Below are 15,402 nucleotides of genomic sequence, written 5' to 3'. Positions count from 1 at the left end.
ACCACAGAAGGCCCCCGGACCGTCACGGTCCGGGGGCCTTCGCCTTGCCCGGAGGACCCCGGGCGGGAAGGAGCCCCCACGGCCGCAGCCGTGGGGGCTCCTCCGTGCCCGGGGACGGGGCGGGGTCAGACCTCTTCGGAGGAGACGATCCGCTCGGCGTTGCGGGACTTCAGGGCGGCGAGCCGGGCCTCGATCTCCGACTGCTGGCCCAGGGACTCGAGGGACTCGAACTGCGCGTCCAGGGAGGACGCGGCGAGCTCCTGCTGGCCCAGGACACGGGCCTCCTCGCGGCGGATCTTGTCCTCGAAGCGGGAGACCTCGCTCGTCGGGTCGAGCACGTCGAAGGCCTTGAGCGCGTCCTGGACCTGCGACTGCGCCTGCGCGGTCTTCTGCCGGGCGTTGAGCTCGTCCCGCTTGTTGGACAGCTCCTGGAGCTTGCCCCGCATCTTGTTGAGCCCGTCCTTGAGCTTCTCCACGACCTGGGTCTGGGACTGGATCTGCGGTTCGGCGCCGCGCGCCTCCGTCTCGTACTGGATCTGGCGCTGGAGGGCGACCTTGGCGAGGTTGTCGAACTTCTCGGCCTCGGAGGACTTGCCGGCGCCCCGGTACTCCTCGGCCTTGTTCGAGGCCGCGAGGGCCTTGTTGCCCCACTCCTGGGACTCGCGCACGTCCTCCGCGTGGTCCTGCTCGAGCAGGCGCAGGCTGCCGATGGTCTGCGCGACGGCGGCCTCGGCCTCGCGGATGTTCTCGGTATAGTCGCGCACCATCTGGTCCAGCATGAGCTGGGGGTCCTCGGCGGCGTCGATCATGCCGTTGATGTTGGCCTTCGCGAGCTGGGCGATGCGGCCGAAGATGGACTGCTTGATCATGGTTCCTTCTCTCCTCTGGTGCTTCCCGGGAGGGGCTCCCGGGATCATGGGTCGGTCGGGGACGGTGGGTCGGTCAGGGGTCACGGGGCGGACGAGGGTCAGAGGGACGGCGGTGCGCGGTGCCCGTCCGGCGGCGGGCGCCCGTCGGCGCGGATCAGAAGCTGCCGCCGATGCCGCCGCCGAAGCCTCCGCCGCCACCGCCGAACCCGCCGCCGAAGCTGCCGCCGAAGCCTCCGCCGCCACCGCCGAAGCCTCCGCCCCCGCCGCCGTTGAGGATCGAGCCGAGGAGGATGCCGCCGAGCATCGCGCCGCCCAGACCGCTGTTGGAGCGGCCCCGGTGGCCGCCCATCCCCACGGGCGTGCCGAAGCCGCCGTAGGAGAAGGAGTCGACGTCCTGCTGGGCGATGTACTGGGCCTCGCCGGCGAGCCGGACGGCCTCGTTGGCGCAGGTCAGCGCCTCGGAGGGGTCCGACTTCCGGGCCTGCTGGGCGGCCTCCAGGTAGCGCTCGGCCTCCGCGAGGCGGGTGCGGGCCTCCGGGCCGACACCGCCGCGGCGGGCCCAGATGTACTCGCTCGCCGAGCTCAGCTGCGCCTGCGCGGAGACGAGGGTGTGGGCGAGGGTCTCGCGCGCGGAGCGATCCCGGTCGTTCTGGGAGCGCACCGACGCGAGCCCCTTGTCGAGCTCGTCCTTGGCCACTGCCAGACGCCGGCTCAGGCCGAGCGGGTCGATCCGCCCCGCGCCCATCTGCTCCTCGACGGTGCGCAGGACGGCGCCGACGCCGGCGACGGCCCCGGCGAGCTCCGGGTTGGAGCCGCGCCGGACGAGGGCGTCCGCCTCGGCGACGTCCCGCTGGGCGATGGTCACGGCGTCCTTGAGGGACTCCTCGGCGTGGGCGAGCTCGGTGGCCGCGTGCTCCACGGCGTCGAGCAGGCCCCCGGCCTGCCCCACGCCCTCCTCGGCGGCGCGGATGTCCAGCACGGCGTCGCTCGTGCGCCCGGCGGCGAGGTCGGTGCGGGCCTCCTCCACGGCGGTGTCCACGAAGTCGAGCCGGTCCCGGGCCTGGTCGATGTTGTCCTTGACGGGGGCGAGCGCCGTGTCGTTGTAGCGGGCGGTGAGCTCCCGCAGCCGGGCGTCGGCCGTGCCGAAGCGGGGGCGCACGGCCTCGGCCTGGCGCCGCACCTCCTCGAGCGCCTGCGGGGCGCGGGACTCCAGTTGGCGCAGCGAGCTGAACGCCTCCTGGTGCTCCTGGAGCGGGCGCTGGGCGTCCTGGGAGCGGGCGATGATCTCGCCGAGCCAGGCGCGCTGCTGCTCCTCGGTATCGGGGATGTGGTCCTCGAGCTGCTGCTGGAGGGCGAAGGAGGCCTGCATGTGCTTCTTGGCGTCCTGGACGGCGCGGCGGAACGGCTCGACCTGCTCGTCCCCGTACTGCAGCTGGGCGAAGGCCAGCTCCTGCTCGGAGTGCTGGATGGCGTTGTCGGTGGACACCAGCAGCTCCCCGGCCCGCTTGCGCAGCTCCGGCACCGGGACCTCCTGGTAGGGGCCGGCGGGACCCTGCGGAGCGCCCCGGCCGCCGGGCCCGCCCTGCGGGGCGGACCCCTGCTGCCGGCGCTTCTTGTTGCGGGAGGCCATGCCGTAGACGGCGAGCCCGCCGAGGCCGAGCGCCCCGAGACCGAGCAGGCCGAAGCCCGCGCCGCCCCCGTCCGAGCTCTCCCCGGTCCCGGCGGGGGCGCCGGAGAGCTCGGTCTCGATGCCCTCGACGGCCCCCTCGACCGCGCCGTCCCAGTCGTCGGCCGCGAGCGCCGGGGTGATGAACTGCCGGTTGATGCGCTCCTGCTGCTCGGTGCTGAGGGGCCCCGTGGAGTACGCGGAGAAGCGCTGCTGCCGGTCCTCCGTGGCGACGACCAGCACCGCGTCCGAGCTGCCGAGCCCGTTGAGCTCGGCGAACTCCTGCAGCCACTCGTCGGGATCCGAGGGGTCGGTGAAGGTGTCGACGAACACGGCGGTGAGGGTGATCCCCTCCTGGGTGGCGAGCTCGCGCACGTCCGCGGCCAGCGCGGAGGGATCCTCCAGCACCCCGGACTCGTCGACGATCCGCTCGCCCGGGGGCACGTCGACGGGCGGCTGGGCGAGAGCCGCTCCCGCGGGTACGAACAGGGCGAGCGTCAGGCCGCAGCCGGCGGCGGTCCGGCGGGCAATGGGGCGCCAGTGCATGATCTCCCTCACGTGGTCGGTGCTCCCGATTCTAGGGCGAGGGCGTCACGGCGTGGCGATCGGCGCCGGACCTACGCGCAGGGCGAAACCACAAGGCGGCTGATGACCTGCGGGCGGGCCCCGGCGGACCCCGGCCGCCGTCCGGGCGGCGCCCGGGGAACGGCCAGGGCTCTCAGCGTCGTCTCAGTGCGGACGTGGATACTTGGGGACAGAGCCGCCCGTGCCACCCCGTCCGCACCGGGGACCGCCGGGCCCGTCCGTTTCCAGGAGGAGACCCCCATGTCCGAGCCCCGCGACCCGCGGTACGGTGCCGATCCACAGCTCACACAGCCCCTCCCGCCCGTCTACGGCCGTCCGGCCCACGACCCGTGGGCGTCCGGCGCCGAGCAGGACGCGCGCGCCGGCCACGGGGCACCGCAGGCCGGCGGCCAGGACGCGGGCCCCTACGCCGGGGCGTGGCAGGGCGCCGGGGACCCCGCCGCCCGGCACCCGTGGGGGAACGGCACCGGGAGCGGCACCGGGGGCCGCCGGGAGCGGCGGCGCTTCTCGGGGGGATCGCTCGTGACGGGCATGGTCCTGGCCGCACTGGTGGGGGCGGGGGCGGCCGTCGGGACGGACGCCCTGCTGGACGGCGGCGGCGCGGCACCGGCGGCGGGCGGGTCGACGTCCAGCTCGGTCATCGTCAACGACCAGGACGAGGTGAACGCGGTCACCGCGGCGGCCGTGAAGGCGTCCCCGTCCGTGGTGACGATCTCCGCGTCCGGCGGCGGTCAGAACGGCTCCGGCTCGGGGGTGATCATCGACGACGAGGGCCACATCCTCACCAACACGCACGTGGTGACCCTCGACGGGACCACGAGCAGCCCCTCCCTCGAGGTGCAGCTCGACGACGGCAGGGTGCTGCCGGCCGAGGTGGTCGGCACCGACCCGCTGTCCGACCTCGCGGTGCTCAAGGTCGACGCCCAGGGGCTGACCCCGGCGACCCTGGGCTCCCTGGACGACGTGAACGTGGGCGACACGGCCATCGCGATCGGCGCGCCGCTGGGCCTCGCGGGCACGGTGACCGACGGGATCGTCTCCACCCTCAACCGGACCATCACGGTGGCCTCCTCCGCCGCGCCGTCCACGCCGTCGGAGGGCGACGGCGATGGCGAGGAGCAGGGCGGCGGCAACGACTTCTTCTTCAACTTCCCCGACGAGGACGGCGGCTCCGGCGGCCGCTCGCAGGGATCCTCGCCGTCGGTGTTCCTCAACGTGATCCAGACCGACGCGGCCATCAACCCCGGCAACTCCGGCGGGCCGCTGATCGACACGGACGGCGAGGTGATCGGGATCAACGTGGCCATCGCCTCGGCCGGTTCCGGCACGGAGGCCGGCAACATCGGCGTGGGCTTCTCGATCCCCGTCGACACCGCCCAGCGGGTGGCCGTGGAGATCATCAACAACGGCCGGGCCACGCACGGCTACCTCGGCACGAGCGTGAGCGCCGCCCCGGGCGCGGACGGCCGGAGCCGGGCCTTCTCCGACGGCGCCGCGGTGGAGCAGGTCGTGCCCGGCTCGCCGGCCGACGAGGCCGGACTGGAGGTGGGCGACGTGATCACGGAGTTCGACGGCCACCGCATCCAGGACGCGAGCTCCCTGACGGCGGCCGTGCGCGAGCTGCCCGCCGGTGGGACCGGGACGATGACGTTCGTGCGGGACGGCGAGGAGCGCACCGCGGACGTGACGGTCGGGGACGCCGAGGAGCAGCAGTGAGCGGCGGGCCCCGGCGGGTAGCCGGTCGCCGGGGCTAGCTCCCGGCGCCCGCGAAGCCCAGCTGGCGCCAGGCCTCGTAGACGGCGATGGACGCCGAGTTCGCGAGGTTCAGCGACCTCCGGGCCGGCAGCATGGGGATGCGGACCCGCGCGGTGACGTGCGGGTCAGCCTTCACCGCGGCGGGCAGGCCCACCGACTCGGGTCCGAACAGCAGCACGTCCCCGGGGCGGTAGGCCACGTCCGTGTGCGAGACCTCGCCGTCGGTGGTGAACGCCCAGACCCGTTCCGGGGCCAGGGCGGCCCAGGCCGCGTCCAGGTCCGGGTGGACGGTCAGCACCGCGAGGTCGTGGTAGTCGAGGCCGGCCCGGCGCAGGTGCGCGGAGCCGAAGTCGAAGCCCAGCGGCTCCACGAGGTGCAGCTCGGCCCCGGTGACCGCGGCGAGGCGGATCGCGTTGCCGGTGTTGCCCGGGATCTCGGGGGTGTGGAAGAGGATGCGGAGCATGACCGCCAGTCTACGGACGCCGGACGCACGCCCGGGCCGGGGCCCTAGACTGGAGTCCGTGCCGCACGAGCCCGCCTACCTCGACCACGCCGCCACCGCGCCCCTCCGGCCCTCCGCGCTCGCCGCGGTCGCCGAGCAGCTGGCCCGCGGCGGCAACCCGTCCTCGCTGCACCGCCCCGGCCGCGCGGCGCGCGCCGTCGTCGAGCAGGCCCGCGAGGACGTCGCCGCGGCCCTGGGCGCGGAGCCCGTCGAGGTGGTCTTCACCTCCGGGGGCACCGAGGCCGACAACCTGGCCGTCCAGGGCCTGTACCGGCACCGGCGCGAGCAGGACCCCCGCCGCCGCCGCGTCCTCGTCTCCGCGGTGGAGCACGCCGCGGTGTCCGACACCGTCGAGTGGCTGGCCGCCCACGAGGGCGCCGAGGCCGTCTGGCTGCCCGTCGACGCGGCCGGCCGCGTGGACCCGGCCGCCGTGAGGGAGGAACTGGCCCGCGACCCGGGCGCCACCGCGCTGCTGGCCGTCATGTGGGCCAACAACGAGGTGGGCACCGTCCAGCCCGTCGCGGAGATCGCCGCCCTCGCGGAGGAGTTCGGGGTCCCCTTCCACTGCGACGCCGTGCAGGCCTTCGGCGCGCTGCCCGTCGACGCGCACCTGCCCGGGCTCACCACGCTGGCCGTCTCGGCCCACAAGGTGGGCGGACCGGTGGGTGCCGGGGCCCTCGTGGCCGGGCGCACGGTGGGGCTGGCGCCCGTCCAGCACGGGGGCGGGCAGGAGCGCACGGTGCGCTCCGGCACCCTCGACGCCGCCGCGCTCGCCGGCTTCGGGGTGGCGGCCCGTGAGGCCGCCGCGGAGCGGGAGACCGAGCAGGAGCGGCTCGCGGGCCTGCGCGACCGGCTGGTGGAGGGCGTGCGCCGGATCGTGCCGGACGCCGTGCTGCGCGGACCGGAGGACCGGGAGCACACGGGCGCCCGGCTGCCCGGCAACGCCCACTTCACCTTCCCCGGGTGCGAGGGCGACTCCCTCCTGTTCCTGCTGGACGGCGCCGGGATCGCCTCCTCCACCGGCTCGGCCTGCCACGCCGGGGTGCCCCGCGCGTCCTCCGTCCTGCTGGCCATGGGCCTGGACGAGGCCACCGCGCGCGGTGCGCAGCGCTTCAGCCTGGGCCGCACGAGCACGGGCGCCGACGTCGACGCCCTGCTCGCCGCGCTGCCCGAGGTCCACCGGCGGGCACTGCGCGCCGGGCTCTCCGGCGCGGCGCCCGTCTGAGCCCGCACCGGTCGACCCCGCGCCGGTCCGATCCCGCGCCGCTCCGATCCCGCACCGGCGGGGACCGCGGGACCCGCCGGTGCGGGGCCGGGGAATACCGGCCGGCCCCGCACCGTTGACGCCACGGACCCCGACCCCGACCCCTGGAGACGATCTCACCGTGCGAGTACTGGCAGCCATGAGCGGCGGCGTCGACTCGGCCGTGGCGGCGGCCCGCGCCGTCGACGCCGGCCACGACGTGACGGGCGTGCACCTGGCCCTCTCGCGCACGCCCGGCACCCTGCGCACCGGTTCCCGGGGCTGCTGCACGATCGAGGACTCCCGGGACGCCTGGCGCGCCGCCGACGTCCTGGGCATCCCGTACTACGTGTGGGACTTCTCCGAGCGCTTCCAGGCCGACGTCGTCGACGACTTCGTCGCGGAGTACGCGGCCGGACGCACGCCCAACCCGTGCCTGCGGTGCAACGAGAAGATCAAGTTCGCCGCCCTGCTCGAGAAGGCCCTCGCCCTGGGCTTCGACGCCGTGTGCACCGGGCACTACGCCAAGGTGGTCGAGGACCCCGCCGGCGGCCGGGAGCTGCACCGCGCGGCGGACTGGGCGAAGGATCAGTCCTACGTCCTCGGCGTCCTCACGGCCGAGCAGCTCGAGCACGTGCTGCTCCCGCTGGCCGACACCCCGTCCAAGGCCGAGGTGCGGGCCGAGGCCGCCCGCCGCGGGCTGTCCGTGGCGAGCAAGCCCGACTCCCACGACATCTGCTTCATCCCCGACGGCGACACCCGCGGTTGGCTCGCGGAGCGCATCGAGATGACCGAGGGCGAGATCAAGGACGTCGAGGGCAACGTGGTCGGCACCCACTCCGGCGCCAACGCGTTCACGGTGGGCCAGCGCAAGGGCCTGCGCATCGGCACCCCGGCCCCCGACGGCAAGCCGCGCTTCGTCCTGGAGATCCGGCCGCGGACCAACGAGGTCGTGGTGGGCCCGCAGGCGATGCTGGCGGTCGACGAGCTGCGCGGGATCCGCCCCTCCTGGGCCGGGGCGCCCGTGCCCGAGGCGGCGCCGCTCCTGCGGCCCGGGGCCGCGGCCGGGGCGGCGTCGGCCCCGTTCCCCGTCCTCGCCCAGGTCCGGGCGCACGGGGACCCCGTCCCCGCCCGGGCCCATCTCGAGCTCGTCGAGGGGGACGGCGGCCCGCTGCCCGAGCTCGTGGTCCGGCTCGAGGAGCCGATGCGCGGCGTGGCTCCCGGACAGTCGGTCGTGCTCTACCAGGGCACCCGGGTCCTCGGCCAGGCCACGGTCGACCGCGCCCACTCGCTGGCCCGCCCCGACGTCCCGGGTGGTGCGGGCCGGCCCGATCCCGCCCGATAGACTGGCGGCCATGACCGCACCGCACCCCCACGCCTCCGCCGACGTCCGGGCCCACCAGGACTTCGACGCCACCGCGTCCTCGCTCCAGGAGCAGGCCGACCCCCGCGTGCTCGCCGAGCTGCAGTCCATCCGCGGCACCATCGACAACATCGACGCGGCCCTGGTGCACCTGCTCGCCGAGCGGTTCAAGGCGACCCAGCGCGTCGGCGTCCTCAAGGCGACCCACGGCCTGCCCGCCGGCGACCCGGACCGCGAGGCCGCCCAGATCGGCCGCCTCCGGGCGCTCGCGGCCTCCGCGCAGCTCGACCCCGAGTTCGCGGAGAAGTTCCTGAACTTCATCATCAGCGAGGTCATCCGCCACCACGTGGCCCTCTCCGAGGACCACCGGCGGCAGGACGACGACCGCCCGTGACCCGCAGCGCCCCGCCCGGCCCCCGGCGCACCGACCCCGACGTCCCCGGCGTCGTGGGCACGGCCCTCGGCGCGATGCCGGGCACGGACGTCGTCGAGTCCGTCACGCTGCTGCGCGGCGAGCTCGGGGCCCCGCACATCTCGTTCCTGCCCGTCCTGCCCGCCCGCGGTGCGGCCGCCGACCCCGTGGCCCGCACCGCCGCGGTGCTCGACGACCTGTACGCGGACCGGCAGCCCCACGGGCTGCGCGTCTCCGGGGTGCCCGGCAAGGACTCCCGGTCCGCCCGGGCGCTGCTGGCCGGCGACGTCAACGTGCTCGCCGACGTGATCGGCGCCGAGAGCGGCCCCGACGACGCCCCGGTCAAGACCCAGCTCGTCGGCCCGCTCAGCCTGGCCGCCCGGCTCCACCTGCACGCGGGGGAGCGGGCGCTCAAGGACCACGGCGCCCGCCGCGACATCGCGGACTCCCTGGCCTCCGGCGTCCTCGAGCACGTCCGCGCGGTGCGCGCCGCGGCCCCCGGTCGGGACGTCCTCGTCCAGCTGGACGAGCCCGAGCTCGCCCGGGTGCTCGCGGGCGGCCTGCCCACGATGAGCGGCTACCGGACGCTGCGCGCGGTCCCCGCCGCGGAGGCACGGCGCTCGCTCACCGCCGTCGTCGAGGCCTGCCGGTCGGCCGGCGCCGCCGGCGTCACCCTGCGGCTGCCGCCCGGGGTCGACCCCCGGCTCGCCCGGGAGACCGGCGCGGACGCCGTGCAGGTCCCGGCCCCCGCCGGCACCGTCCACGACTGGGAGCCGCTCGCCGCGCTCGTCGAGGACGGCATGCAGCTGTGGCTGGGCCTCGTCCCCGCGGCCGGCGGCACGGCCCGCGCCCTCGCCGCGGACGTGTGGTCCGTGTGGCGGGACCTCGGGCTGCCCGCCGCCGCCCTCGACCGGGTCCGGATCACACCGCGCGAGGAGCTCGACGCCCTGGGCCCCGCCGAGCTGCGCGAGGTCCTCGCGCGGGTCACCGGAACCGCCTCCGCGCTGGCCCGGACCGCCGCCGACGCGTGAGCCCGTCCCACCCGGTGGACCGACACACTCCGCGCCGAGGTGCGGGGCGGGCCGCAATCGGCCACAATGCAGGTGGACCCCGGTCCACCACGACGCCCAGGACACCCTGGCCACGACGCCCCGGACGCCCCGGGCCACGGCGGCCCCCGCCCCGGCGGGCCCGCCCCACACCACCGGAGAGGCGATGAACGCGCGAATACTGGTCGTCGACGACGACGCCGCCCTGTCGGAGATGATCGGGATCGTCCTGACCGCGGAGGGCTTCGAGCCCGTCTTCTGCTACGACGGTGCCACCGCCGTGGACACCTTCCGGGCCGTGCGCCCGGACCTGCTGCTGCTCGACCTCATGCTCCCGGGCAAGGACGGCATCCAGGTCTGCCGCGAGATCCGCACGATCTCCGACGTCCCGGTCGTCATGCTCACCGCCAAGTCGGACACCGTCGACGTGGTCCGCGGTCTGGAGGCCGGGGCCGACGACTACGTGCCCAAGCCCTTCAAGCCCGCTGAGCTCGTGGCCCGGGTCAAGGCCCGGCTGCGCCCCGTGGAGCGCGCCAACTCGCAGGAGCTGCGGATCGGCGACCTCACCATCGACGTGAGCGGGCACAGCGTGCACCGCGGGGACCACGAGATCGGTCTCACCCCGCTCGAGTTCGACCTGCTCACCGCCCTGGCGCGCGCACCGCACCAGGTGTTCTCGCGCGAGATGCTGCTCCGCGACGTCTGGGGCTACCAGCACGCCGCCGACACGCGGCTCGTCAACGTCCACGTGCAGCGGCTGCGCTCCAAGATCGAGCGGGATCCGGAGAGCCCCGAGATCGTGGTCACCGTGCGCGGAGTCGGCTACAAGGCGGGCACGTCCGCCCGATGACCCCGCCGGACGCCGCCGCCTCCTCCCGGCGCCGCGGGCCGGCCGGCGCCGCGACCCGGCGGCTGCGGCTGGGGCGGCTCCTGCTGGCCCGCCGGTGGCGGCAGTCCCTGCAGTTCCGGGCCATCGCCGTGTCCCTCTCCCTGACCGCGCTGGCCTTCTTCGTCACGGGCAGCTTCCTCTCCCACCAGATCGCGGACCGGCTGTTCTCGGAACGGCTGGACCAGGTCCTCGCCTCGGCCACCGCGGACTTCGAGCAGGTGCAGGCCAGCTTCGACGCCTCGGACGCCTCCGACCGCGACGAGCTGCAGGCGCTCGTGGCCTCGACCCTCGGCTCGCTCTCGGTCGACGGCGCGGAGACGGAGCGCTGGATCCTGCTCCCGATGGACTTCACGAGCGGGCAGACCCTCATCCCGGCGCAGAGCCAGAGCCCCTGGATGACCTCGAGCACCGTGCCGCCGGAGCTGCAGGAGCGGCTCGCGGAGCAGGACGGCGTGTTCTGGCAGCCCGCCTCGGTCCGGGTCACGGAGAACGGGGAGGAGGCCCCCGTCATCGTCGTCGGCACGGTGGTGGACCTCTACCAGAACAGCCGCTACGGGCTCTACCTCGTCTACGACTTCTCCGAGCCGCAGCGCACCCTCGACGCGATGCACGCGGTGCTGCTGCTGTCGGTGGTCGTCCTGCTGCTGCTCGTGGGCGCGATCGTCTGGTACGTCACCCGCGAAGTGGTCCGCCCCGTGTCCAGCACCGCCCGCGTGGCCGAGCAGCTCGCGGACGGCGACCTGGGCGTGCGGATGCCCGTCAGCGGCTCGCACGAGGTCGCCCGTCTCGCCCGGTCCTTCAACCGCATGGCGGACAGCCTGCAGGACCAGATCACCCAGCTCGAGCAGCTCTCCTCGATGCAGCAGACCTTCGTCTCGGACGTCTCCCACGAGCTGCGCACCCCGCTGACCACGGTGCGGATGGCGGCCGAGGTGCTCTTCAACGCCCGCGAGGACTTCGACCCCGTCAACCGGCGCTCCGCCGAGCTGCTCTACCACCAGGTGGACCGCTTCGACGCCCTGCTGGCCGACCTGCTGGAGATCTCCCGCTTCGACGCGGGGGCGGCGCGGCTCGAGGTGGCCAGCGTCGAGCTGTTCTCGGTCGTGCACGACGTCGTGGAGGCCGCCGCCCCGCTCGCCGTCTCGTCCGGCTCCACGGTGCGGGTGCGCTCGGAGCTGTCCCGCTGCACCGTCCAGGGGGACCAGCGGCGGATCGAGCGGATCCTGCGCAACCTCGTGGTCAACGCCCTCGAGCACGGGGAGGGCCGGCCCATCGACATCGTGGTGGGGGCCTCCGAGGTGGCCGCGGCGGTGGCGGTGCGCGACCACGGCATCGGGATGACCGAGGAGGAGGCCGCCAAGGCGTTCAACCGCTTCTGGCGCGCTGACCCGGCCCGGGCCCGCACGACCGGCGGGACGGGGCTGGGCCTCGCGATCGCCACCGAGGACACGCGGCTGCACGGCGGGCGGCTCGACGTCTGGGGCGCCCCGGGGGAGGGCGCGTGCTTCCGGCTCACCCTGCCCCGGACCCGCGGACGGCGGCTCGTGCCCGACGACGAGAGCCCGCTCGGTCTGCCGCCCGACGCCGACGCGTACCCGGAGACCGCGGTGGTGACCAGGACGGGGACCCTGGCCCTGGCCTCCGCGGCCGCGGCGGAGCCGGCGCCCCCCGCCGCGGCCCAGCCGACCGACGTCGAGGAGGACCGGTCATGAGCAGGACCCGGCGGCAGACCCGCACGGCAGCACTGGCCCTGGCCGCGGCCGTGGCGCTCGGCGGCTGCGGAGCCATTCCCCGGACGGGACCCGTGCACCGGCACGCGGAGCCCACCCGGTCCGCGGTCCAGCCGAGCTACGACGTCGAGCCGGCCGGCCCCCGCGAGGGCGCGACGCCGGAGCAGATCGTGCGGGGCTTCCTCGCGGCCGGGACGGGCGTGGCCGACGACTACTCCGTGGCCCGCGAGTACCTCACCCCCGAGCTCGCGGGCACCTGGCACCCCGACGCGCGCACCCTCGTGCACCGGGGCGACGCCGTGCCCGTGCCCCGGCTCGAGGACAACGAGTACCGGGTGAACCTCGAGGTGGACAGCGTGGTGGACGGCAGCGGCGTGATCGAGCGCAAGCCGGCGGGCGCCACCGAGGTGCTCGACTTCGACGTGGTCCAGGTGGACGGCCAGTGGCGGATCTCCGACGCCCCCGACGCCACGGCGCTCACCCCGGCCGACTTCGAGGACATCTTCGAGCCCCACCACCTCTACTTCGCGGACGAGGACCTGTCCAACGTGGTGGTCGACCCCCGCTGGTTCCCGGACCGGGTGCCCGTCTCGACGTCGATCGTGCGGGCCCTGCTCGGCGGCCCCGCGCCCTACCTCCGGGGGGCCGTGACCTCGGCGTTCCCGCCGGGCACCACGCTCGCCCGCTCGGCGGTGCCCGTGCGGGACGGCACTGCCACGGTGGAGCTCAGCGTGCCCGAGTTCGACCCGGCGAACATCGAGATCAACCGCCGGATGCACGACCAGCTCGCGCTGAGCCTCCGGTCGCTGACCGCGGTGAACGACGTGGAGCTGCTCGTCGAGGGGGCGCCCGTGGAGCTGGGCGCGGGGTGGACGGACGCCGCGCCCGTCCAGGACGTCACCGTCCCGTCCCGCCAGGTCGGGCTGCGCGAGGGCGACCTCGTGTTCTACCAGGGCGGCCAGACCGAGAACGTGGACGGGATCCCGCCGCTGGACGGCCACCACCCGTCCAGCCCCGCGATGGACGCCGCCGCCGAGCACTTCGCGTTCGTGGACACGGGCACCGGCTCGCTCGTGACCGTGGCGCGGGAGGAGGAGCCCGTGGAGCAGTTCAGCGGGACCGGCCTGACCCGACCGAGCTTCGACGAGCACGGGTGGGTGTGGACCGGGGACTCCGCCGGGACCGTCCGGGCCGTGCGCGCCGTCCCGGGCGCCGGGGGCCCGGTCCGCGTCGAGGCCTCGTGGCTCGCCGCGCGGACCGTGACGTCCCTGCGGGTCTCGCGCGGGGGCACCCGGGCGCTCGTCGTCACCGAGGACGAAGGGGTCTCCCAGATCTGGCTGACCGGTGTGGTGCGCGAGCCAGACGGCACGCCCCGCCGGCTCAACGAGCCGTTCCGGGTGGCCGCGGACGTCGACGCGGACGCGGCCCTGTGGCTCAGCGACCGCGAGTTCGTCGCGGCCCCGCTCGGCGGCACCGGCTCCGTCCGGCCCCGCGTCTACGACGTGTCCGGGCGCTTCCGCGAGCTGCCCGGCATCGAGGGCCTCACCGGGCTCAGCGGGGGCAACGGCACGTCCTCCGTCTACGCCGTGGCCGGCGGCACGCTGCACATGCTCACCGGCAACGCCTGGGCGCCGCAGAGCGAGGACGTCCTGGACACGGCGTTCGCCGGCTGACCACCCGCCGGGCCCGACCGCGGTCCACAGCCCCGGCCGTCCGGATCCTCGGCCGCACCCCGGCCGGGCCGTCCGGCACGGGCCAGCATGGCCGCATGCCCGCGACCCCGCCCACCGCCCGCGCCCTCGACCGGGCGGCCGCACGCGCCCTCGACCGGCTGGCCGAGGCCGCCGAGGTGCTCCTGCCCGTGGAGTGCGCCGTGTGCCGCGCCCCGGGCACCGCGCTGTGCCGTGCCTGCCGCCTGGTGCTGCGCCGGTCCTGCGCCCGCCCCTTCGAGGCGTCCTCGGCCGCACCGCTGCTCGACCCGCCGCTGTCCGTCGTCGCCGCCGGCCGCTACGCCCACGGACTCGCCACCTGTCTGCTCGCGCTCAAGAGCACCGGGCGCACCGACCTGGTCCCCGTGCTCGCCGCCTGCCTGGCCACGGCCCTGCACGCGGCCGCCCCAGGCTGGCCGGCGGGGCCCGTGCTGCTCGTCCCGGTGCCCACCAGCCCCGCGGCCCTGCGGCGGCGCTGGTTCGACCCCGTGCGGCTGCTGCTCGAGGACTGCGCGCGCCGCGGCGCGCTCCCTGCCGGCACGCTCGTCAGCCGCGGGCTGCGGCACCGGGCGGCCGGGGCCTCGCTGACCGGGCCGGCGCAGAAGCGGCTGGGCACCGCGGGCCGGCGGGCCCGCCCCGCGGGGTCCATGCGGGCCGCCGCGGCCCCCGGCGCCCGGTGCGTCGTCGTCGACGACGTGCTCACCACGGGGGCGACCCTCGGCGAGGCGGCCCGCGCACTGCGGGCCGGCGGGGCCGAGGTGCTCGGGGCGGTGGTGCTCGCCGCCGTGCGGCCGCCGGCAGTTCCGCTCACCGCTGATTCGGGTCCGGCCCGGCCGGGTGAATATCCCGTGTGATTCAACTAACGTTGAGTCACGGGACGCAACAATCCTCCCGGGTGGGCGGCCCCATCCGCCCACGTCACCCCCGAGATTTGGAGGGCATCATGGAACTGAACGTCATGGGGCGCAACGTCGCCGTACCGGAGCGGTTCAAGGAGTACGCCGCCGAGAAGGTCGTCAAGTTCGAGGAGCTGGGCGAGAAGGTCCAGCGCATTGATGTCAAGGTCACCAAGGACCACGCGCTGCCCGGCCACCAGGGGATGGGCGTGGAGATCACGGTCTCCGGACGCGGCCCCGTCCTGCGGGCCGAGGCGCGCGGCGACGACAAGTTCGCCGCCTTCGACGAGGCCTACAGCAAGCTCCTCGAGCGCCTTCGCCGGGCCCGCGACCGCCGCAAGGTGCACCGCGGCGCCCACCGTCCCACGGCCGTTCACGAGGCCACCGGCGCCCTGCCCGTGGTCCCCAGTTCCGGGCCCATCTACACCACCGCCGCGGAGCTCGCGACCGCCGAGCAGGAGGCGTTCGACCAGAGCGTGAGCCTCACCGACGCGGTCACCCCCGTCGAGATCCGGCGCAAGCGGTTCCCGGCCTCCGAGCTGAGCGTCGACGAGGCCGTCGACCACATGGAGCTCGTCGGCCACGACTTCTACCTCTTCGTCGACAAGGAGACCGGCGAGCCCTCCGCGGTCTACCGCCGCAAGGGCTGGAGCTACGGCGTCATCAGCCTGAGCGAGAACGGCGAGGAGTCCGAGGAGAGCGTCCGGGCCTACCAGCCCGAGCCCGCCGGCTGA

General features: G+C 75.4%; 13 protein-coding genes. 10 read left to right on the top strand and 3 right to left on the bottom strand.

Annotated elements, in window-relative coordinates:
- Positions 1–125: 125 nt before the first annotated feature.
- Together ACZ2G1_RS05635 and ACZ2G1_RS05630 are read right to left on the bottom strand one after the other, a co-directional pair.
- Positions 126–869 carry a PspA/IM30 family protein gene (locus ACZ2G1_RS05635; protein WP_017833616.1) on the bottom strand — a complete coding sequence of 248 codons (744 nt, stop codon included), beginning with the start codon at positions 867–869 and terminating at the stop codon, positions 126–128.
- Positions 870–1,023: 154 nt separating this feature from the next.
- Positions 1,024–3,081 (bottom strand): TPM domain-containing protein, encoded by a 2,058-nt coding sequence (locus ACZ2G1_RS05630; protein WP_470377566.1) that lies wholly within the window; start codon positions 3,079–3,081, stop codon positions 1,024–1,026.
- A gap of 279 nt (positions 3,082–3,360) precedes the next feature.
- Between ACZ2G1_RS05630 and ACZ2G1_RS05625 the strand changes: the two genes are divergently transcribed.
- Entirely contained in the window at positions 3,361–4,836 is a 1,476-nt protein-coding gene (locus ACZ2G1_RS05625) for a S1C family serine protease (protein WP_470377565.1), read from the top strand.
- Between the two features lie 34 nt (positions 4,837–4,870).
- On the opposite strand, the gene ACZ2G1_RS05620 is transcribed toward ACZ2G1_RS05625, so the two are convergent.
- Positions 4,871–5,338 (bottom strand): tRNA (cytidine(34)-2'-O)-methyltransferase, encoded by a 468-nt coding sequence (locus tag ACZ2G1_RS05620; RefSeq protein WP_017833618.1) that lies wholly within the window; start codon positions 5,336–5,338, stop codon positions 4,871–4,873.
- A 58-nt stretch (positions 5,339–5,396) separates the two neighbouring features.
- Between ACZ2G1_RS05620 and ACZ2G1_RS05615 the strand changes: the two genes are divergently transcribed.
- The 9 genes from ACZ2G1_RS05615 (at position 5,397) to hpf (ending at position 15,402) form a co-directional block, all read left to right on the top strand.
- Positions 5,397–6,602 carry a cysteine desulfurase family protein gene (locus ACZ2G1_RS05615; RefSeq protein ID WP_017833619.1) on the top strand — a complete coding sequence of 402 codons (1,206 nt, stop codon included), beginning with the start codon at positions 5,397–5,399 and terminating at the stop codon, positions 6,600–6,602.
- Positions 6,603–6,762: 160 nt separating this feature from the next.
- A complete protein-coding gene (gene mnmA / locus ACZ2G1_RS05610) occupies positions 6,763–7,965 on the top strand; it encodes a tRNA 2-thiouridine(34) synthase MnmA (protein ID WP_081615777.1) in 1,203 nt (400 codons plus the stop codon).
- A 10-nt stretch (positions 7,966–7,975) separates the two neighbouring features.
- Positions 7,976–8,377: a chorismate mutase gene (locus ACZ2G1_RS05605; RefSeq protein WP_017833621.1), complete on the top strand. Its 402-nt coding sequence runs from the start codon at positions 7,976–7,978 to the stop codon at positions 8,375–8,377.
- The gene (locus ACZ2G1_RS05600) at positions 8,374–9,426 is read left to right on the top strand and encodes a uroporphyrinogen decarboxylase/cobalamine-independent methonine synthase family protein (protein ID WP_017833622.1); all 1,053 of its coding nucleotides are present in this window, start codon (positions 8,374–8,376) and stop codon (positions 9,424–9,426) included. Before ACZ2G1_RS05605 ends, ACZ2G1_RS05600 begins: the two co-directional genes overlap by 4 nt.
- A 184-nt stretch (positions 9,427–9,610) precedes the next feature.
- Positions 9,611–10,294 carry an MtrAB system response regulator MtrA gene (gene mtrA, locus ACZ2G1_RS05595; protein ID WP_017833623.1) on the top strand — a complete coding sequence of 228 codons (684 nt, stop codon included), beginning with the start codon at positions 9,611–9,613 and terminating at the stop codon, positions 10,292–10,294.
- On the top strand, positions 10,291–12,045 hold the full coding sequence (gene mtrB / locus ACZ2G1_RS05590) for an MtrAB system histidine kinase MtrB (protein ID WP_017833624.1): 1,755 nt from the start codon (positions 10,291–10,293) through the stop codon (positions 12,043–12,045). Before mtrA ends, mtrB begins: the two co-directional genes overlap by 4 nt.
- The gene (locus ACZ2G1_RS05585; RefSeq protein ID WP_052132959.1) at positions 12,042–13,736 is read left to right on the top strand and encodes an LpqB family beta-propeller domain-containing protein; all 1,695 of its coding nucleotides are present in this window, start codon (positions 12,042–12,044) and stop codon (positions 13,734–13,736) included. The genes mtrB and ACZ2G1_RS05585 overlap by 4 nt, the downstream gene beginning before the upstream one ends.
- Positions 13,737–13,831: 95 nt before the next feature.
- On the top strand, positions 13,832–14,626 hold the full coding sequence (locus tag ACZ2G1_RS05580; RefSeq protein ID WP_109222101.1) for a ComF family protein: 795 nt from the start codon (positions 13,832–13,834) through the stop codon (positions 14,624–14,626).
- Positions 14,627–14,715: 89 nt separating this feature from the next.
- Positions 14,716–15,402 (top strand): ribosome hibernation-promoting factor, HPF/YfiA family, encoded by a 687-nt coding sequence (gene hpf / locus ACZ2G1_RS05575; protein WP_017833627.1) that lies wholly within the window; start codon positions 14,716–14,718, stop codon positions 15,400–15,402.

The sequence above is a fragment of the Kocuria sp. KKT182 genome (genome assembly GCF_055635395.1).
This window is presented reverse-complemented; position numbering and strand designations above follow the sequence as displayed.

What these genes read in the sequence shown, in the direction of transcription:
- ACZ2G1_RS05625 (WP_470377565.1), top strand. Translation starts at nt 3,361, where the DNA reads ATGTCCGAGCCCCGCGACCCGCGGTACGGTGCCGATCCACAGCTCACA.
- ACZ2G1_RS05580 (WP_109222101.1), top strand. Translation starts at nt 13,832, where the DNA reads ATGCCCGCGACCCCGCCCACCGCCCGCGCCCTCGACCGGGCGGCCGCA.
- mtrA (WP_017833623.1), top strand. Translation starts at nt 9,611, where the DNA reads ATGAACGCGCGAATACTGGTCGTCGACGACGACGCCGCCCTGTCGGAG.
- ACZ2G1_RS05630 (WP_470377566.1), bottom strand. Translation starts at nt 3,081, where the DNA reads ATGCACTGGCGCCCCATTGCCCGCCGGACCGCCGCCGGCTGCGGCCTG.
- mtrB (WP_017833624.1), top strand. Translation starts at nt 10,291, where the DNA reads ATGACCCCGCCGGACGCCGCCGCCTCCTCCCGGCGCCGCGGGCCGGCC.
- ACZ2G1_RS05585 (WP_052132959.1), top strand. Translation starts at nt 12,042, where the DNA reads ATGAGCAGGACCCGGCGGCAGACCCGCACGGCAGCACTGGCCCTGGCC.
- ACZ2G1_RS05620 (WP_017833618.1), bottom strand. Translation starts at nt 5,338, where the DNA reads ATGCTCCGCATCCTCTTCCACACCCCCGAGATCCCGGGCAACACCGGC.
- hpf (WP_017833627.1), top strand. Translation starts at nt 14,716, where the DNA reads ATGGAACTGAACGTCATGGGGCGCAACGTCGCCGTACCGGAGCGGTTC.
- ACZ2G1_RS05635 (WP_017833616.1), bottom strand. Translation starts at nt 869, where the DNA reads ATGATCAAGCAGTCCATCTTCGGCCGCATCGCCCAGCTCGCGAAGGCC.
- ACZ2G1_RS05605 (WP_017833621.1), top strand. Translation starts at nt 7,976, where the DNA reads ATGACCGCACCGCACCCCCACGCCTCCGCCGACGTCCGGGCCCACCAG.